Genomic DNA, 17,413 nt, shown 5'->3' with positions numbered 1-17,413 from the left:
CGTCGATGAAGCCCACCCTACAGCTCCGCCTCAGCCAGCACCTGGCGCTGACGCCCCAGCTGCAGCAGTCCATCCGCCTGCTGCAGCTCTCGACCCTGGAGCTGAACCAGGAAGTCGAGCAGATGCTGGCGACCAACCCACTGCTGGAGACGGAGGAGGAGTTCAGCGTCAGCACGCCCGAGCTGGCCAGCAATGCGCCGGCCGAGCGCGACGATGCCGCCCCCGACTACAACGACAGCGCCGAAGCGAACACTGAAACTGCAGGCGAGCGCGAGCTGGCAGCCGACGACTTTGGCACCACCGACCGCGAGGACTGGTCCAACGGCACCGAAGGCGACGACTTCGACGGCATCCGCGAGCTGCCCAGCAGCAGCCCGGCCAGCAGCGGTGACGACGACGGCGAGCGTGGCGAGACCGAGTCGGCCGACATCAGCCTGGCCGAGCACCTGGCCCAGCAGCTGGCCGGCATGCACCTCTCGGCGCCCGAACGCACGGCGCTCCAGATCCTGATCGACTCGCTCAACGAGGACGGCTACCTCGAAGACAGCCTCGAAGAGATTGCCGCCAGCCTGCTGCCCGGCGAGGACGAAGAAAACGCGGAAAGCCGCGAGGAGCTGCTCGACCACCTGCGCATCGCCCTGCGCTGGCTGCAAAGCCTGGACCCCGCCGGCATTGGCGCCCGCAGCCTGCCCGAGTGCCTGTGCCTGCAGCTGGCCACCCACCCGGCCAGCCCCGAGCGCGACCTGGCCGCCACCATCGCGCGCAGCCACCTGGAGCTGATGGCGCGCCGCGACACGCGCCGCCTGCTGCTGGAGACCGGCGCCGACGAGGCCCTGCTGCGCCGCGCTCAAGGCCTGATCACCACGCTGGAGCCCAAGCCCGGCCGCCGCTTTGCCACCAACAGCGCCGCCGCCGTGGTGCCCGACGTCATCGTGCGCAAGACCGGCCCCGGGGGCCGCGAGTTCCGCGTGATGCTCAACCCCGATGTCGCCCCCAAGCTGCGCATCAACGAGCTCTATGCCAATGCCCTGCGCGCCACGCGCGGCGGCATCAGCAACTCGCCGCTGGGCGGGCAGTTGCAGGAGGCGCGCTGGTTCATCAAGAACATCCAGCAGCGCTTCGAGACCATCCTGCGTGTCAGCACCGCCATCGTCGAGCGCCAGCGCGGTTTCTTCCAGCACGGCGAACTGGCCATGAAGCCCCTGGTGCTGCGCGAGATTGCCGACGAGCTGGGTCTGCACGAGTCCACCATCTCGCGCGTCACCACCGCCAAGTACATGGCCACGCCCTGGGGCACCTTCGAGCTGAAGTATTTCTTCGGCTCGGGCCTCAACACCGAGACCGGCGGCGAGGCCTCCAGCACCGCCGTGCGCGCGCTGATCAAGCAGTTCATCGCCGCCGAAGACACCAAGAAGCCGCTGTCGGACAGCGCCATCGCCGGCATGCTCGACGAGCAGGGCATCCAGTGCGCGCGCCGCACCGTCGCCAAGTACCGCGAGGCGATGAAGATCGCCCCGGCCAACCTGCGCAAAGCCCTCTGATCACAGGGCCTACCGGCTGCGGAGCAGCCGGGTGTCGCGTGCTCAACACAGACACGCAAATGTCATGGGCGCTGAACCGCCAAAAAGCACCGATTGGCCCCCTCGCAACTTACCAGGGTCGGTTGTGAGCCCCCCGGAACTGACAGCACACTCAAATTCGCATGCGAGCAAGGCTCCAGGTCGTTGCCGCCGCACAGGGAGAGTGCAGTCACGTGGGCGTTGACCCCATGGCTCTCCTTGTTGTCGGCGCCTGCGCTCGCAGCGTCAACTTTTCAGGAGAGGCTCCCCATGTCCATTTCTTCCGTGTCCAGCAAGCTTTTCGCGACGGCCCTCGTCGCTGTCGGGTTCGTCGTCAGCACCGCCTCCGCCGCATTGCCTCCAGAAGTGCAAGCCAAAGTGGACAAGGCCAAGACCCGCCTGGTCGCGCTGGCAGCCGACCCCGGTGTGATCGCCGCCATCAAGGACGCCAATGCCAAGGGCGACGGCGGCATGACCAATGGCAAGTGGGTCGATCTGCCGGACTCCGACGCCTTCATCCAGGCCCTGCTCAAGTCCAAGGTCAGCCTGCAGATCGCCAAGTGGGAGCAGGAAGACGACAACATCAACAAACTGCTGCTGCGCGACCAGAAGGGCAACCTCGTTGGCGCCAGCGTGCGCCCGCTGATCTGGAACAACGCGACGCGCCCGGTCTTTGCACAAGCCCTCAAGGGCCAGGCCTGGGCCGCTGACGAGATCAAGCCCGACACCTCGACCCAGGTGCCCAGCGTGCACGTGTCAGCGCCGGTGCTGGACCACGGCAAGCCCATCGGCGTGCTGCACGGCGCCGTAACCGCCAAGTGATAGCGCGAAGTGAAAGCGTGCCGGGCTGCTAGCGGCCCGGCTGGATGCACAACCGTTCCCAGGAGCAAGACATGCTCAACTCCCTCAAAGTCGGACACCGCCTTGCGGCCGGCTTTGCCACCGTGCTGATCCTGCTCGGCATCATCAGCATGCTGTCGCTCGGCCGCCTGGCCTCGCTCAAGTCCGATCTGGCCGCCGTCACGGGCGAAGCGCCGGAACGCCTGGCCAGCAAGCTCAGAGACCTGGCGCGCTACCAGAGCGTGACCATCCGCGACGTGATCATGCAGGACGACATGGCCTTCAAGAAGAAGGAATTCGACCTGATGAAGGCGGCCCGTGCCGACTACGAAAAGACCTCGGACAGCCTGGCCGCGCTGGTGCAGAACGAACCTGCTACGCGTGACGCTTTGGCCCGCGCCGCCAGCGCGCTGGCCAGCACCAAGGGCATGATCGAGAAGATCGTCAACCTGACCATGAGCGATGACATGGCCGGGGCCTCGGCCATGATCCGCGACCAGCTGCGCCCCGCCCAGGTCGCGCACGTCAAAGCGCTGGACGAGGTGATCGACAGCATCAAGGTCTCCTCCAGCCGGCGCGACGAAGCCGCGACCGCCAGCTACCGCGTGTCGGTGTGGCTGATCATCGGGCTGTCGGTGGCGGCGCTGCTGGTGGGCGGCATGGTGGCCTGGCGCATCCAGCTCAGCATCACGCAGCCGCTGGCCGAGGCGGTGTCGATCGCCCAGTCCATCGCCGAAGGCGACCTCTCGCGCGAAATCCACGAGCACTCGAACGACGAGATCGGCCGGCTGATGCATGCGCTGCATGCCGTCAACGGCGACCTGAGCCGCATCATGCAGACCGTCCGTGCCTCGGCCGAGACCATGCAGACCGCGACCGTCGAGATCGTGGCCGGCAACTCGGACCTGAGTCAGCGCACCGAGCAGCAGGCCGCCAACCTCGAACAGACCGCCGCCTCGATGGAGGAGCTGACCTCCACCGTGCGCAACACCGCCGACACCGCACAGAGCGCCTCGACCCTGGCTGGCCAAGCCAGTGAATCGGCGGCCAAGGGCGGCTCGGTGGTGGCCCAGGTGGTCGAGACCATGAGCGCCATCCAACAAAGCTCGCGCAAGATCACCGACATCATCGGCGTGATCGACGGCATCGCCTTCCAGACCAATATCCTGGCCCTGAACGCCGCCGTCGAGGCGGCCCGGGCCGGCGAGCAAGGGCGGGGCTTTGCCGTCGTGGCCGCCGAGGTGCGGGCCCTGGCCCAGCGCTCGGCCCAGGCCGCGCGCGAGATCAAGACCCTCATCGGCGCCAGCATGGAGAACGTCGAGACCGGCAGCTCGCTGGTGGCCGATGCCGGCGTCACCATGACCGACATCGTCGATCAGGTGCAGAAGGTCAGCAGCCTGATCGCCGAGATCAGCGCCGCCACGCAGGAGCAGACGCGCGGCATCGCCCAGATCAACCAGGCCGTCGGCCAGCTGGACCAGGTCACGCAGCAGAACGCCGCCTTGGTGGAAGAGAGCGCCTCCGCCTCCGAGAGCCTGCAGCAGCAGGCCAACCACCTGGTGGAGACGGTGGGCGTGTTCCGACTCGCCCGGGGCCACGGCTGACCACACGCTGCCACCGACCCCGCGCCTGCGGGTGTCGGCAAAGGCGACACAGCGCCGCTGCGCGCACCGGCCAACGCCGCTAACTCCTTGTGCGCCCAAGGAGTCTGGCGTTTGGCATGGTTCCTGATATGGAGAGGACAAGCGGCAGGGACTGACGCGAGGCAACCCTCGCGACACCCTCCCGACCGCCCAAGCACCTCCAACAAAAGCGCACTTCGAAGTCTTCGAGCCCGCCACCCGGCGGGCTCTTTTTCTTGCGGACGCGCGGCGACAATCCCACCCGTGCCGCCCTCCTCCAAGCTTTCCCTCTTCGTCCCCTGCGCCTCCGGGGTGGAACCCCTGCTCGAAGCCGAGCTCAAGGCCTTCCTGCCGCCCGGCGTGCGCAGCAAAGTCCAGGCCCTGCGCGGCGGCTGCGGCCTGCAAGGCAGCCTGGAAGATGCCATGCGCATCAACCTTGAAACCCGCCTCGGCCAGCGCGTGCTGGTTGAACTGATCGAGGACCCCTACCGGCATGAAGACGACCTCTACGCGCTGGCCTTGCGCGTGGACTGGCGCGACTGGATCACCCCCCAGCACACGCTGCGCGTGGACGTCACGGCCCAGCGCTCGCCGCTGCAAAGCCTCAACTTCGCGGCGCTGCGCATCAAGGACGCCATCTGCGACCAACTGCGCGAGCACACGGGCGAGCGCCCCAGCGTGGACACCAGCCGGCCCGACCTGCCCGTGGTGCTGCACGTCGGCCCCGAGCGCGCGGCGCTTTACGTGGATACCTCGGGCGAGCCGCTCTTCAAGCGCGGCTGGCGCATCGACAAGGGCGACGCTCCGCTGAAGGAGACGCTCGCTGCTGCCATGCTCGCGGCCGCCGAGTGGCGCGGCGACAGTGCGCTGCACGACCCTTGCTGCGGCTCGGGCACCATCCCCATCGAGGCCGCGCTGATCGCCACCGACACCGCACCCGGCCTGCAGCGGCGCTTTGCCTTTGAGCGGCAGTTGCCCTTCCAGAAGCTGCGCGCCGCCTGGGGCGAGATGACGCAAGCCGCCCGCGCGCGCATCCACCCGCCGAGCGTGCCCATCTATGCATCTGACGTGGCCTTCCGGATGGTCGACTTCGCGCGCCGCAACGCCGAGCGTGCGGGCGTGGCGCAATACATCCAGTTCAACGGCGGCGATGCGCTGGAGCGCCCGGCGCCCGCGCTGCCCGAGGGCCTCCGCGGCAGCATCCTGATGAACCCGCCCTATGGCGAGCGCATCGAGGTGCGCGGTAAGGCAGCACTGACGCGCGATGCTGGCGGCAGCGAGGCTCGCGACGGTGGCGACGATTTCTTCCCCCGCCTGGCGGCGCACTGGAAGCGCCAGTACACCCAGCATGAAGCGGGCTGGACGGCCTGGATGCTGAGCCCCGACATGAAGCTGCCCAGCAAGATGCGGCTCAAGGAGTCGCGCCGCGTGCCGATGTGGAACGGTCCCATCGAGTGCCGGCTGTTCCGCTTCGACCTCGTCAAGGGCTCGGCCCGCAAGCCGGCAGAACCCGTCGAAGGCGAGTGAGCCCATGAAGCGCCGCCAGCTGCTGGCCGCGCTGACGGCCGCAAGCCTGGGCCGCCTGGCCGTTGCCAGCACGGCGGCGCCGCGCCTGGAGGCCTATCCCTTCCAGCTCGGGGTGGCCAGCGGCAGCCCGACCGACAGCAGCGTCGTGCTCTGGACCCGCGCGCTGCCGCTCAACCCGCTGAACAACCCCTGGGCCACGCAGACCCTGGAGCTGCGCTGGGAGCTGGCCACCGACCCGGGCTTCACGCAGCTGCTGCGCCAGGGCAGCGTGCAGGCCCTGCCGATGCTCGCGCACAGCGTGCACGTCGAGCCCCAAGGCCTGCCGGCCGACACCGTCCTCTACTACCGCTTCATGCTGGGCGATGCCGTCAGCCCCGCCGGCCGCACGCGCACCCTGCCCGCGCCCGACCAGCCCAAGGACCGCCTGCACCTGGCCTTTGCGTCCTGCCAGCGCCTCGGGGCTGGGCACTTTGGCGCCTACACGCGGCTGCTGGAAGAGGACGTGGACCTGATCGCCTTCGTGGGCGACTACATCTACGAATCCGGCGCCTACCCGTCGGCCGCACTGCCCCAGGGCCTGCTGCCTGCCAGCGACCTCTACGGCTACCGCCTGCACTACGAGACCCACAAGCGCGAGCCCACGCTGCAGGCCGCGCACGCCGCCGTGCCCTGGCTGTTGACCTGGGACGACCACGAGGTGATGAACGACTACGCCGGCGGCCCGCTGCGTGGCCTGACCTCGCGCGATGCACGCCGCCGCGCCGCCGCCTACCAGGCCTACTACGAGCACATGCCTCTGCCGCTGGCCAGCCTGCAGCGCGGCCTGCTGGGCCTGACCGAGCAAGGCGAGGAACTGCGTCTTTACGGCCACCGCGCCTGGGGCCGCCTCGCGAGCCTGCACCTGCTGGACTGCCGCCAGTACCGCAGCCCGCACGCCTGCCGCGGCCTTGCGTCGCTGATCGACCCTGACGACTGCAAGGCCCTGCGCAGCCCGGAGCACAGCCTGCTGGGCGCCGCACAGGCGCGGTGGCTGCACGACAGCCTGGGCCAGCAGGCACGCACCTGGAACCTCATCCTGCAGACCACCATGGTGGCGCCGCGCCGTATCCCGTTTGGCGGCGGCCACCGCATCTGGGCCGATGGCTGGGACGGCTACCCGCAGGACCGCGAGCGCCTGCTGGAGGCCCTGCGCGCCCAGCAGATCGGCGGCGCGGTCTTCCTCGGTGGCGACCTGCACGAAAACTGGGCCAACGACTTGCAAACCGCCGAGGGCCAGCCCGTGGCGACCGAGTTCGTCGGTGCCGGCATCACGATGAAGTCCTTCTTCCCGAGTCGCACGCCGGGCATCCTGGCGGCCAACCCGCTGTCGCGCTACGCCAGCGGCAACGACTGCGGCTATGCGCTGCTGGAACTGACACCGCAGCAGCTGCGCTGCGACTTCCGCGTGGTGGACAGCGTGGCCACCAACGAGCCCGGCATCCGCACGGCGGCCAGCTTCGTGGTCAGCCCACAGTCACCGCGCCTGCTCGGCGCTTGAGCCCGAGCCAGGCCAGCGCCAGCCCCGCCAACAGGATGGGCAGCAGGCTGGCCTCGTTCATCCAGACCCAGCCGCCGGTGGTGACGAGGGCGCCGGAGGAGAACGAGGTCAGGGTCATGGTCAGGTAGACCCAGGTGTCCATCAGGCCCTGGGCGCGGGTCTTTTCCTCGGGCCGGTAGGCCTGGGTGAAGAGTGTGGTGCCGCCCACGTAGAGGAAGTTCCAGCCCACGCCCAGCAGCAGCAGGGCCACGGTGAACTGTTCGAGGCCCTGGCCGCTGAGCGCCACGGCCACGCAGCCCAGATTGAGCAGCACGCCCACCCACAGCACCGGCAGCACGCCCACGCGCTTGATCACTGCACCCGTGAAGAAGCTGGGCACGAACATCCCCAGCACATGCCACTGCAGCACCCAGGTCGAGTCGCTGAAGGGCAGGCCGCACTGGCCCATGGCGATGGGTGTGGCGGCCATCAGCAAATTCATGACGCCATAGCCAAGCGCGCTGGCCAGCACGGCCACCAGGAACACCGGCTGGCGCATCAGCTCGCCCGAGCTGCGGCCTGTTTGCCCGGCGACGGGCTGCGGCAGCGCGGGGAAGTCGATCAGCGAGATCAGCACCAGCCCCAGCACCGCCACGCCAATCAAGAGCACATAGGCGCCGAGAAAAGGGGTGATGAAGAGCGTCTTGCTCTCACGCGCCAGCCAGGGCCCGACCGCCGCTCCCAGGCAGCCACCGGCCAGCACCCAGGAGATAGCCGTCTCTCGCCGCTCGGGGGCCACCAGCTCCACCGCCGCAAAGCGGTACAGCGCGCCATTGGCGTTGTAGTAGCCCGCCACCACGGTGGCCGCCACCACGCCCCAGAAGTTGTGCGCCCACACCGCCCAGCCGGCCAGTGCGCAGCTGATCATGGCCACCAACAAACCCACCTGGAAGGCGCGCCGCCGCCCCCAGGCCAGTTGATGCCGACCCACCATCCGCGCAAACAGCGCCCCACCCGCGACATAGCCACAGATGGGCAAGGTCGCCATCCAGGCCTGCGGCGCCAACGCGAGGCCCACGAGGCCATTGATGGCGATGAAGCAGATGTTGTTGGTGAGCAGCAGGCCCTGGGCCAGCACGAGGAGCAGGAGCTTGCGGTTCATGCAGCCGACTCTAGCGGCGCAACTCAGTCGCGCTCGTGCAAAGCGCGCAACTCAGCCATGCAAGCCTTGCAAGGCCAGCCAGCCCAGCACGGCCAGCGGCGCGGTGTCGGCGCGCAGGATGCGAGGCCCGAGCTGCAAAGGCGCAAAGCCTGCCGCGCAGGCCTGCGCGATCTCGGCGTCGCTGAGCCCGCCCTCGGGGCCGCTGAGCGTGGTCACGAGCTCGGCGCGGGCCAGGGCAGCAAGACCTGGCGTCGCCGTCGGGCTCAGCACAGCGCGGGCTTCACCGGCGGCCAATGGCGGCAGCGCGCCCAGCCATTGGGCCAGGCTCAGCACCGGGGCAATCTCGGGCACGCGGCTGCGGCCGCATTGCTCGGCCGCCGCGATGGCCACGCCACGCCAGTGCTGGCGCTTCTTGTCGGCCCGCTCGCCGCTCAGGCGCAGCACCGAGCGTTCGCTCATCAGGGGCTGGATGGCAACAGCGCCCAGCTCGGTCGCCTTCTCGATCACGCCGTCCATGCGGTCATTGGCGGGCATCACCACGGCCAGGCGCACGGTCTGTGTCAGCTCGCGCTGCGCGGGGCTGGGCAAGCCCATTTCGACCTCGACACTTTGCCGGCCCATGGCCGTGACGGTGGCCGACCACTCGGGGCCGCTGCCATCGAAGAGCACGAGCGCATCACCCGGCTGCAGGCGCAGCACCTGCACGTGGCGTGCAGCGGTGGGGGGCAAGGCAAAACTGGCGCCCGCACTCGGCAGCGGGCCGTCCACAAACAAGCGGGGAGGCATCCCCGCTATTGGATCCCAAGTGCGCGGCGCACTTCGAGGGCCGCCTGCGGGCCCTTGCTGGCCGCCACCTTCTCGACCAGATCCAGGCCCAGCTTCTGCAGGGCTTCCAGGCTGTCGGCGCGCTCAACCTCCAGCGCAAAGCCATAGCGCTTGAGGGCGCCCAGCAACTTGCCACCTTCGCCACTGAGGTAGGTGTAGAGCGCGGCGCGGTCCAGCGTGGGCAGGCCGGGGCGGACTGGGGTGGCCGAAGCCTCGGACATGGCCGGCGCGGGTGCTGCGGCCGCCACCGGGGCAGGAGCCGGCGCAGGCGGAGCGGCCTGGGGCGCCCCAAACCCCATCGGCACCGACGACTTGGGGGCGACCAGCCCGTGCTCGTACAGCACGCGCAGGTCTTCCTCGGTCAGGCCGTGGACCATGGTCAGCCATTCGCGCCCGGTGCGGCCACCGTCCACGACCAGCAGCAGATTGCGCGCCGAGCGCGTCAAGGGCAGCGCACGCGCCTTGATCTCGGCACGGCCGGCTTCGGTCTTGATGGGGTGGGCGTCAAGCACGGGGTTCAGGCCTTGTCTCGCAGTTCACGTCGCAGCACCTTGCCGACCGGCGTCTTGGGCAGGTCGGTGCGGAACTCGACGATCTTGGGCCGTTTGTAGCCGGTCAAGTTGGCTTCGCAAAAGGCACGCACATCGGCCTCAGACAAGTTGGGGTCTTTGCGCACCAGCACGACCTTGACCGCCTCGCCGGACTTGGCATCAGGCACACCCACCGCCGCGCACTCCAGCACGCCGGGCATCTGGGTCAGCACGTCTTCGACCTCGTTGGGGTACACGTTGAAGCCGCTGACCAGGATCATGTCCTTCTTGCGGTCCACGATCTTGAAGTAGCCACGCTCGTCCACCACGCCCACGTCGCCGGTGCGGAAGTAGCCATCCGCCGTCATGACCTTGGCGGTTTCGTCGGGGCGCTGCCAGTAGCCGGCCATCACCTGCGGGCCCTTGGCGGCGATCTCGCCCGGCTGGCCCATGGGCACTTCCTGGCCGTCGTCGTCGAGCAGGCGGATGTCGGTCAGCGGCAGCGGCAGGCCGATGGTGCCACTGTAGGCGCTGCTGTCGGTTGGGTTGCAGGTGAGCGTGGGGCTGGTCTCCGAGAGGCCGTAGCCCTCGACGATGGGGCAGCCCGTCTTCTCCAGCCAGAGCTTGGCCGTGGCCTGCTGCACCGCCATGCCGCCGCCCACGGAGATCACGAGGGCGCTCCAGTCCACGGTCGAGAACTCGGGATGGTTGGCCATGGCCATGAAGAGCGTATTGACTGCCGGGAAGCTGTGGAAGCGGTGCTGCCGCAGCTCCTTGAAGAGCCCGGGCAGGTCCCGCGGGTTGGGAATCAAGACATTCGCGCCGCCCATGTGCAGCGACAGCATCATGTTCGTGTTGAAACCGAAGATGTGATACAGCGGCAGCGCACAGATCGTGACGATCTGCTCGCCTTGCGGCACCTTCTTGAGGGCCGGCTGGTACCAGGCCTCGCACTGCAGCAGATTGGCGACCAGATTGCGGTGCAGCAGCACGGCGCCCTTGGACACGCCCGTGGTGCCGCCGGTGTACTGCAGCACGGCCACGTCGTCGGGGGTGAGCTTGGGGGCGCGATAGCTCATGCCCCGCCCGCGCGAGACGGCGTCGTTGAAGCGCACGGCGCCCGGCAGGCTGTAGGCCGGCACCATCTTCTTCACGTTGCGCACCACGTAGTTGACGATGGCGCCCTTGAGGAAGCCCAGCATGTCGCCCATCGAGGCCAGGATGACGTGCTTGGTCGGGACGTTGGCAATGACCTGCTGCAGCACCGACGCGAAGTTCTCGAAGATGACGATAGCCTTGGCGCCCGAGTCCTTGAGCTGGTGCTCCAGCTCGCGCGGCGTGTAGAGCGGGTTGGTGTTGACCACCACAAAGCCCGCGCGCAACACGGCGGCCACCGCCACCGGGTACTGGAAGACGTTGGGCATCATGATCGCGACGCGATCACCCTTCTCCAGGCCCAGTCCCTGCAGATACGCGGCCAGGGCGCGCGAGGCGGCATCGACGTCGGCAAAGCTCACGCGCTTGCCCATCATCAGGTAGGCAGGCTGCGCGGCGTGCTTCTTGAGCGCCGAGTCGAGCAGGTCCAGCAGCGTCGGGTAGACCGACGGATCGACGGACTGCGGCACCTCGGGCGGGTAGCGCTTCAGCCAGATCGGGTCCATGGGTCGTCTCCTGGGTACATTGGGTTTCAGAGACGATTCTGACCGAAGGCTGACAGCGCCCCTATGAGGGGATTCGATAGCGAAAACGCCCCATTCCCAGAGGGAAATGGGGCGCCTGGCGCTTTAGAGATGCGGGTCTATTCGACAGCCTTGACCATGTCCTCAACGACCTTCTTCGCATCGCCGAACACCATCATGGTCTTGTCCATGTAGAAGAGTTCGTTGTCCAGGCCCGCATAGCCGGCCGCCATCGAGCGCTTGTTGACGATCACCGTCTTGGCCTTGTGCGCTTCGAGGATGGGCATGCCGTAGATGGGGCTGCCCTTGATGTGCGCGGCCGGGTTCACCACGTCGTTGGCGCCGAGGATGATGGCCACGTCGGCCTGGCCGAACTCGGCATTGATGTCTTCCATCTCGAAGACCTGGTCATACGGCACCTCGGCCTCGGCCAGCAGCACGTTCATGTGGCCCGGCATGCGGCCGGCCACCGGGTGGATGGCGTACTTGACGGTGATGCCCTTCTCGGTGAGCTTCTGCGCCAGCTCCTTGACCGCATGCTGGGCGCGCGCCACGGCCAGGCCATAGCCGGGCACGATGACGACAGTCTCGGCGTTGCCGAGCACGAAGGCCGCATCGTCGGCACTGCCGCTCTTGACGCTGCGCTGCTGCGTGGCACCGGCGGCGGCGGTGGCCTCACCGCCAAAGCCACCCAGGATCACGTTCAGGAAGGCCCTGTTCATGGCCTTGCACATGATGTAGCTGAGGATGGCGCCCGACGAGCCCACCAGCGAGCCCGCGATGATCAGCATCGGGTTGTTGAGCGAGAAGCCAATGCCCGCCGCCGCCCAGCCCGAGTAGCTGTTGAGCATGCTGACCACCACCGGCATGTCGGCCCCGCCGATCGGGATGATCAGCGTCACGCCGAGCACGAAGCCCAGCGCCACGATGAGCCAGAAGTCCATCGCGCTCTGGCTGTGCCAGAAGCCGAAGACGAAGAACAGTGCCGCCAGACCAAGCACCGCATTCAAGGCATGCTGGCCCTTGAAGACCACAGGCGCGCCCTTGAAGAGCCGGAACTTGCTGGTCCCCGAAAGCTTGCCCCAGGCGATGACCGAGCCGGTGAAGGTGATGGCCCCGATGAAGGCGCCCAGCGCCAGCTCCACCCGATTGCCGCCCGGGATGTGCGTGCCGCCTGCTGGCGCGATGCCAAAGGCCGACGGCTCGACCACCGCCGCCACCGCAATCGCCACGGCCGCCAGGCCGATCATGCTGTGGAAGAAGGCGACCAGCTCCGGCATCTTGGTCATCTCGACCGTCTTGGCCTTCCAGGCCCCATAGCCGCCGCCGGCCACCAGGCCGATCAGCACCCACAAGAGGCCACTACCCTCGCCCGCCAGCTTGACGATCAAGGCCGCCGTGGTCAGCACGGCAATCGTCATGCCGGCCATGCCGAAGAGATTGCCGCGAATCGACGTGGTGGGGTGCGACAGCCCCTTGAGCGCCTGGATGAAACAGATGCTGGCGAGCAGGTAGAGCAGGGTGACGAGGTTGAGGCTCATGTCACTTCTCCCCGGCCTGACTGGCAGGCTTGGCGGGCTTGTCCTTCTTCTTGAACATCTCCAGCATGCGCCGCGTGACGAGGAAGCCGCCAAAGATGTTCACCGCCGCCAGCGCCACGGCCAGCACACCCGCCGCCTTGGCCAGCGGAAGACTGGTCAGCGCCGCCGCCAGCATGGCGCCGACGATGACGATGGCCGAGATCGCATTGGTCACCGCCATCAGCGGCGTGTGCAGCGCGGGTGTCACCGTCCAGACGACGTGGTAGCCCACGTAGATGGCCAGCACAAAAATGATCAAGTTGATGATCGTGTGGTCAACCATTTCCATCTTCAGGCCCTCGTCACTTGTCCGTCTTGGGTCACGCGGCAGGCCGCGACGATGTCGTCATCCAGCGGCACGCTGAACGTGCCCTCCTTGGTGATGACGAGCTTGAGAAAGTCCAGCACATTGCGTGCATAGAGCGCCGACGCATCCGCCGCCACCAGGGCCGGCAGGTTGGTCTCGCCCACGAGGGTCACGCCATGCTTGACCACCGTCTTGCCAGCCTCGGTCAGCGGGCAGTTGCCGCCGACGCCTTCAGGCCCCTTGCCGGCCGCGATGTCCACGATCACCGAACCCGGCTTCATGCTCTGCACCATGGCCTCGGTGATGAGCGTGGGCGCGGCGCGGCCGGGGATCAGGGCGGTGGAGATCACCACATCGGCCTGCGCCACGCGCTTGGCCACTTCCAGCTTCTGGCGCTCCAGCCAGCTCGGGGGCATCGGGCGGGCATAGCCACCCACGCCCTCGGCAGCCTCTTTCTCTTCAGCGGTCTCGTAGGGCACGTCGATGAACTTGGCGCCGAGCGACTCGACCTGCTCCTTGACCGACGGCCGCACATCGCTGGCCTCAATCACGGCGCCCAGCCGCTTGGCCGTGGCAATCGCCTGCAGGCCGGCCACGCCCACGCCGAGGATGACCACGCGCGCCGCCTTCACGGTGCCGGCTGCGGTCATCAGCATCGGGAAGAAGCGCTGGTACTTGTCCGCCGCCACCATCACGGCCTTGTAGCCGGCGATATTGGCCTGGCTGGACAGCACGTCCATGCTCTGCGCCCGCGTGGTGCGCGGCGCAGCCTCCAGCGCAAAGCTGGTGAGGCCGGCTGCGGCCAGCGCCTCCAGGCCCGGGCGGTCAAAGGGGTTGAGCATGCCGACCAGGGCTGTGCCCGGCTTCATCAGCGCGCGCTCGTCGGCCAAGGGGCTGCGCACCTTGAGCACCAGCTCACAGCCCAGCGCAGCAGCCTGGTCCACGATCTCGCAGCCCACGGCTTCGTAGGCTGCGTCCGTGCTGCTAGCCGCCAGGCCGGCGCCGCGCTCAACGCGCAACACATGGCCCTGCGCCTTGAGCTTCTTGGCCGTTTCGGGGGTGACGGCGACGCGGGTCTCTCCGGCCTCGCGCTCGCGAGGGACGCCAATCTGCATGAGCTGCCTCCGGCAATCGAATCAGGCCAGCTTACACAATGCCAGGCATCCCCCGGAGCGGGATTGCCAGAGGAAGCTCAAGACATGAGTCAGCGTTTCAAGCCCAGCGTCACCGTCGCGGCCGTGATCGAGCAGGACGGGCGCTACCTGTTCGTCGAGGAAGACACCCCCGAAGGCCTGCGGCTCAACAACCCGGCCGGCCACCTGGAGCAGGGTGAATCGCCGCTGGACGCCGTGGTGCGCGAGGCGCTGGAGGAAACCGCCCGGCCCTTCACGCCCACCGCCTTCCTCGGCGTCTACCTGGCCCGCTTCCTGCGCCCGGCAACGCAAGACGACGTCACCTATGTGCGCCTGGCCTACAGCGGCACTGTGGGCGAGGCCATCGCCGGGCGCGCGCTGGACGATGGCATCCGCCGCACGCTCTGGCTCAGCCTGGACGAGCTGACCGCCTGCCAGGCCCGGCACCGCAGCCCGCTGGTGCTGCAATGCGTGCGCGACCACGCAGCAGGGCGGCACCTGCCACTTGACGCCGTCTTCAGCCACGGGTCCTTGAGCCAGCCGCTGACACTTATGCCGTCCTAACGCGCCGCTCCGGACACTGCGCCGCCTCGACCCGCAGGAGCCCCCATGGCAATCACAACCCCCGACCGAACCTCGCCCCTGTCCCTGCCCTTGCTGCTGCCCGTGCTCGCCCTGCTGCTGAGCTGGCCGCTGCAGTCCGACGCAGCCACGGCGCCACAGGACCCCGCCATCGAGCGCACGCTCAAGGCCCGCTTCGACGGCGACCGCACCGGCACCTGCGTGCAGGCCGCCATCGTCGAGCCGCAGGGGCTGCGCCGCGCCGACTTCTGTGCCCGCACCACAGACGCGCCCAAGCCGCAGGCCGCCTTCGAGATCGGATCGGTCAGCAAAACCTTCACCGCCCTGCTGGTGGCCGACCTGATCGAGCGCGGGCGCTGGTCGCTCGACGACCCGATTGCCAAGCACCTCCCTGCGGGCACGCAGGTGCCGCGCCAGGGCGACCGCCAGATCACCGTGCGCGACCTGGTCACCCACAGCAGCGGTCTCCCGGCAGCACCACCCTCGCTGCAGCGCGGCCGTCAGCAGGACCCCTATGCCCACCTGACTGAGGCGCAGTTGCTGGCCGACTTGGCCAGCAGCCCGCTGCAGTCCCCCATCGGCAGCCGCCCGGTCTACTCCAACTTCGGGATGATGGTGCTCTCGATGGCCGTGGCCCGGGCCGAGGAGAGCGGCTTGGAAGCCGCGCTGCGCGAGCGCGTCTTCAAGCCGTTGGGCCTCAAGCATGCAGGGTTGAATCCCGCCGGCCAGACCCCCGGCCACCTCAGCACGGGTGAGCCCACGCCGCCCTGGACCATCACGCCCAACCTGGCCGGCATTGGCATGCTGCGCATGCCCCTGGACGACCTCGCCGCCTATGCCCGCGCCTTGCTGGCACCGAGCGGCCCGCTAGCCCCGGCGCTGCGCCGCGTGCAGCAACCGGTGGCCCATGGGTTTGCAATGAACTGGCTGCTATCCGCCCACAACGGCGAAACCCTGATCGGCCACGAAGGCGGCACCGGCGGTTTCTCGTCGCTCGTGCTGCTGCGCCCTGCCAAGCAGCAGGCCGTGGTGATCCTGGCCGACACCGCCCTGGCCGATCTCGGCTCACTCGGTGACCTGGGGTTAGCCTTGCTGGGCCTGCAGCCCCAGCCGCAAGCACCACGCCGCGCCCAGCCGCTGCCCGCCAGCCTGCGCGATGCCCTGTCGGGCGACTACGACTTCATGGGCCAGACGCTGACGCTGCGCCCCCGCGCTGAGGGCCTGGAGCTGCAGGTCACGGGGCAACCCGCCTTTGCGCTGGGCTACGACAGCCGGGGCGACCTCTACCCGCTGCAGGCCATCAGTGCCTTGCTCGCCCCTCAGCGCGAGCCTGATGGCCGGGTGCTGCGCTTTGCCTGGCGACAGGGTGGCGGCAGCGTGGAGGTGCTGCGACGCGGCGCCACCTTGCCCAAGCCCAGCGCCCAAAACCCAGCTTGGCGCGACTGGGCCGGCACCTACCCGCTGGTGCCGGGCTTCGAGCTCAAGGTCTACGAGCGTGATGGCCAGCTCGTGGTGCAAGGCAGCGGCCAACCCGCCGTGCCCGTCGAAGTGACCGGCCCTGACCGCGTCGAGGTCAAGGCGCTGGGCTTGGTGATCCAGTTCGAGCGCGATGCGCAGCGTGCGGTCAGCGGGCTGGTGCTCCAACAAGGAGGCCAGACCCTGAAGGGTCCACGTCAGTGACACCCGTCACGAATCGCCGGCGGCCACCGGCCGGCAGTGCCTGACGAGGGCGGAAACTTCTGCCCGCTCATGCATCCCCCTGTTCCATCCGTTTCGCGTCGCCCCATGCTGGCTGGTCTGGTCAGCTTGGCAGCCGGCCTCGGGTCGCCGCGAACAGCCCGCGCCTCGGAACCCGCGCCCGTGCGTGTCGGCACCTGGGACCGTGACGGCAACCTGCTGATCGGCGTCAGCGAGGCCATCCTCGCCCGGCTCTATGCCGACATCGGGCAGCCCATGGTCTTTGTCGACCTGCCCACCCGCCGCGCGGGACAGTTGCTGGCCCAAGGCCAGTTGGATGCCAATGTGCACCGCGCGTCGGACTTTCTCACCGCCAATCCGGACGTGATCGCCCTCCCCACGCCGTTGAACCGCGTGGCCATGCGCGCCTACACGCTGCAGCCCACGCTGCAGGCCTTGCACTGGAAGGACCTGGCCCCCTTGCGTGTGGCCCACCTGCGCGGCGTGCTGCGGGTGGAGCAGCTGATGCTGCCCAACCAGCGCCGCGTTGAAAGTGCCAGCGTGCGCGACCTGTGGCGGCTGCTGGCCACGGACATGGCCGATGTCGTGCTGGTCAACGAAATGGCCAATGCCCCCGCCCAGCACCCCTCCGGCCTGCCCGAGCTGCGTCGGCTGGAGCATGTCTTTGACGAGCATCCGGTGCACCACGTGCTGTGGGCCACCCAGGCCCGATTGGCCAGCCGCCTCAACACGGCCTTGATCGCCTTGCAATCCAGCGGCAACCTCGATGGCCTTCAGCAGTCAGCGCTGGCCGGCCTGATGCGGCGCCAGGGCGGCGCCTGAGGCACCCCAGCCCCGCAGCGCCCTGGCGGAC

The 17,413-nt window shown here is 68.5% G+C and carries 15 protein-coding genes; 8 read left to right on the top strand and 7 right to left on the bottom strand.

The annotated features are described in order from the left end of the window. Nucleotides 1-5 precede the first annotated feature (5 nt). The 5 genes from ABDJ85_RS05325 to ABDJ85_RS05305 all read left to right on the top strand — a co-directional run bounded on the left by ABDJ85_RS05325 (nt 6) and on the right by ABDJ85_RS05305 (nt 7,085). The gene (locus ABDJ85_RS05325; RefSeq protein ID WP_347703698.1) at nt 6-1,541 is read left to right on the top strand and encodes an RNA polymerase factor sigma-54; all 1,536 of its coding nucleotides are present in this window, start codon (nt 6-8) and stop codon (nt 1,539-1,541) included. A 288-nt stretch (nt 1,542-1,829) separates the two neighbouring features. Then, nucleotides 1,830-2,381: a hypothetical protein gene (locus ABDJ85_RS05320; RefSeq protein WP_347703697.1), complete on the top strand. Its 552-nt coding sequence runs from the start codon at nt 1,830-1,832 to the stop codon at nt 2,379-2,381. A gap of 71 nt (nt 2,382-2,452) precedes the next feature. Further along, nucleotides 2,453-4,003 (top strand): methyl-accepting chemotaxis protein, encoded by a 1,551-nt coding sequence (locus tag ABDJ85_RS05315; RefSeq protein WP_347703696.1) that lies wholly within the window; start codon nt 2,453-2,455, stop codon nt 4,001-4,003. A gap of 282 nt (nt 4,004-4,285) precedes the next feature. Further along, the gene (locus ABDJ85_RS05310; RefSeq protein ID WP_347703695.1) at nt 4,286-5,548 is read left to right on the top strand and encodes a THUMP domain-containing class I SAM-dependent RNA methyltransferase; all 1,263 of its coding nucleotides are present in this window, start codon (nt 4,286-4,288) and stop codon (nt 5,546-5,548) included. A gap of 4 nt (nt 5,549-5,552) precedes the next feature. Then, entirely contained in the window at nt 5,553-7,085 is a 1,533-nt protein-coding gene (locus ABDJ85_RS05305; protein ID WP_347703694.1) for an alkaline phosphatase D family protein, read from the top strand. Here the strand turns inward: ABDJ85_RS05305 and ABDJ85_RS05300 are convergent. The 7 genes from ABDJ85_RS05300 to ABDJ85_RS05270 all read right to left on the bottom strand — a co-directional run bounded on the left by ABDJ85_RS05300 (nt 7,051) and on the right by ABDJ85_RS05270 (nt 14,262). After that, nucleotides 7,051-8,226 carry an MFS transporter gene (locus ABDJ85_RS05300; protein ID WP_347703693.1) on the bottom strand — a complete coding sequence of 392 codons (1,176 nt, stop codon included), beginning with the start codon at nt 8,224-8,226 and terminating at the stop codon, nt 7,051-7,053. The genes ABDJ85_RS05305 and ABDJ85_RS05300 overlap by 35 nt on opposite strands. A 51-nt stretch (nt 8,227-8,277) precedes the next feature. Further along, nucleotides 8,278-9,012, bottom strand: coding sequence for a 16S rRNA (uracil(1498)-N(3))-methyltransferase (locus ABDJ85_RS05295; protein ID WP_347703692.1), 735 nt, complete (start codon nt 9,010-9,012; stop codon nt 8,278-8,280). Nucleotides 9,013-9,017: 5 nt separating this feature from the next. After that, nucleotides 9,018-9,563: a hypothetical protein gene (locus ABDJ85_RS05290; RefSeq protein WP_347703691.1), complete on the bottom strand. Its 546-nt coding sequence runs from the start codon at nt 9,561-9,563 to the stop codon at nt 9,018-9,020. 5 nt (nt 9,564-9,568) lie between these two features. Continuing rightward, nucleotides 9,569-11,242: a long-chain-fatty-acid--CoA ligase gene (locus ABDJ85_RS05285; protein ID WP_347703690.1), complete on the bottom strand. Its 1,674-nt coding sequence runs from the start codon at nt 11,240-11,242 to the stop codon at nt 9,569-9,571. Between the two features lie 137 nt (nt 11,243-11,379). Then, a complete protein-coding gene (locus tag ABDJ85_RS05280; RefSeq protein ID WP_347703689.1) occupies nt 11,380-12,801 on the bottom strand; it encodes an NAD(P)(+) transhydrogenase (Re/Si-specific) subunit beta in 1,422 nt (473 codons plus the stop codon). A gap of 1 nt (nt 12,802) precedes the next feature. After that, nucleotides 12,803-13,129, bottom strand: a complete 327-nt coding sequence (locus ABDJ85_RS05275; RefSeq protein WP_347703688.1) for an NAD(P) transhydrogenase subunit alpha part 2 — start codon at nt 13,127-13,129, stop codon at nt 12,803-12,805. Nucleotides 13,130-13,131: 2 nt separating this feature from the next. Next, the gene (locus ABDJ85_RS05270) at nt 13,132-14,262 is read right to left on the bottom strand and encodes a Re/Si-specific NAD(P)(+) transhydrogenase subunit alpha (RefSeq protein ID WP_347703687.1); all 1,131 of its coding nucleotides are present in this window, start codon (nt 14,260-14,262) and stop codon (nt 13,132-13,134) included. A gap of 84 nt (nt 14,263-14,346) precedes the next feature. Between ABDJ85_RS05270 and ABDJ85_RS05265 the strand changes: the two genes are divergently transcribed. The 3 genes from ABDJ85_RS05265 to ABDJ85_RS05255 all read left to right on the top strand — a co-directional run bounded on the left by ABDJ85_RS05265 (nt 14,347) and on the right by ABDJ85_RS05255 (nt 17,382). Continuing rightward, a complete protein-coding gene (locus ABDJ85_RS05265) occupies nt 14,347-14,844 on the top strand; it encodes an NUDIX hydrolase (RefSeq protein ID WP_347703686.1) in 498 nt (165 codons plus the stop codon). A gap of 45 nt (nt 14,845-14,889) precedes the next feature. After that, nucleotides 14,890-16,542 (top strand): serine hydrolase domain-containing protein, encoded by a 1,653-nt coding sequence (locus tag ABDJ85_RS05260; protein ID WP_347703685.1) that lies wholly within the window; start codon nt 14,890-14,892, stop codon nt 16,540-16,542. A 105-nt stretch (nt 16,543-16,647) separates the two neighbouring features. Further along, the gene (locus tag ABDJ85_RS05255) at nt 16,648-17,382 is read left to right on the top strand and encodes a substrate-binding periplasmic protein (protein ID WP_347703684.1); all 735 of its coding nucleotides are present in this window, start codon (nt 16,648-16,650) and stop codon (nt 17,380-17,382) included. The last annotated feature ends 31 nt before the right edge of the window (nt 17,383-17,413 follow it).

The organism is Roseateles paludis (genome assembly GCF_039872745.1).
In the GTDB taxonomy this organism is placed as follows: domain Bacteria; phylum Pseudomonadota; class Gammaproteobacteria; order Burkholderiales; family Burkholderiaceae_C; genus Pelomonas; species Pelomonas paludis.
The sequence above is the reverse complement of the archived record's forward strand: the minus strand, read 5'-3'. Positions and strand labels throughout refer to the sequence as shown.

Bases quoted from the DNA above. Each gene is read 5' to 3' on its own strand.
- ABDJ85_RS05325 (WP_347703698.1), top strand. From the start codon at position 6: ATGAAGCCCACCCTACAGCTCCGCCTCAGCCAGCACCTGGCGCTGACG.
- ABDJ85_RS05320 (WP_347703697.1), top strand. From the start codon at position 1,830: ATGTCCATTTCTTCCGTGTCCAGCAAGCTTTTCGCGACGGCCCTCGTC.
- ABDJ85_RS05315 (WP_347703696.1), top strand. From the start codon at position 2,453: ATGCTCAACTCCCTCAAAGTCGGACACCGCCTTGCGGCCGGCTTTGCC.
- ABDJ85_RS05305 (WP_347703694.1), top strand. From the start codon at position 5,553: ATGAAGCGCCGCCAGCTGCTGGCCGCGCTGACGGCCGCAAGCCTGGGC.
- ABDJ85_RS05300 (WP_347703693.1), bottom strand. From the start codon at position 8,226: ATGAACCGCAAGCTCCTGCTCCTCGTGCTGGCCCAGGGCCTGCTGCTC.
- ABDJ85_RS05295 (WP_347703692.1), bottom strand. From the start codon at position 9,012: ATGCCTCCCCGCTTGTTTGTGGACGGCCCGCTGCCGAGTGCGGGCGCC.
- ABDJ85_RS05285 (WP_347703690.1), bottom strand. From the start codon at position 11,242: ATGGACCCGATCTGGCTGAAGCGCTACCCGCCCGAGGTGCCGCAGTCC.
- ABDJ85_RS05280 (WP_347703689.1), bottom strand. From the start codon at position 12,801: ATGAGCCTCAACCTCGTCACCCTGCTCTACCTGCTCGCCAGCATCTGT.
- ABDJ85_RS05275 (WP_347703688.1), bottom strand. From the start codon at position 13,129: ATGGAAATGGTTGACCACACGATCATCAACTTGATCATTTTTGTGCTG.
- ABDJ85_RS05270 (WP_347703687.1), bottom strand. From the start codon at position 14,262: ATGCAGATTGGCGTCCCTCGCGAGCGCGAGGCCGGAGAGACCCGCGTC.
- ABDJ85_RS05265 (WP_347703686.1), top strand. From the start codon at position 14,347: ATGAGTCAGCGTTTCAAGCCCAGCGTCACCGTCGCGGCCGTGATCGAG.
- ABDJ85_RS05260 (WP_347703685.1), top strand. From the start codon at position 14,890: ATGGCAATCACAACCCCCGACCGAACCTCGCCCCTGTCCCTGCCCTTG.
- ABDJ85_RS05255 (WP_347703684.1), top strand. From the start codon at position 16,648: ATGCTGGCTGGTCTGGTCAGCTTGGCAGCCGGCCTCGGGTCGCCGCGA.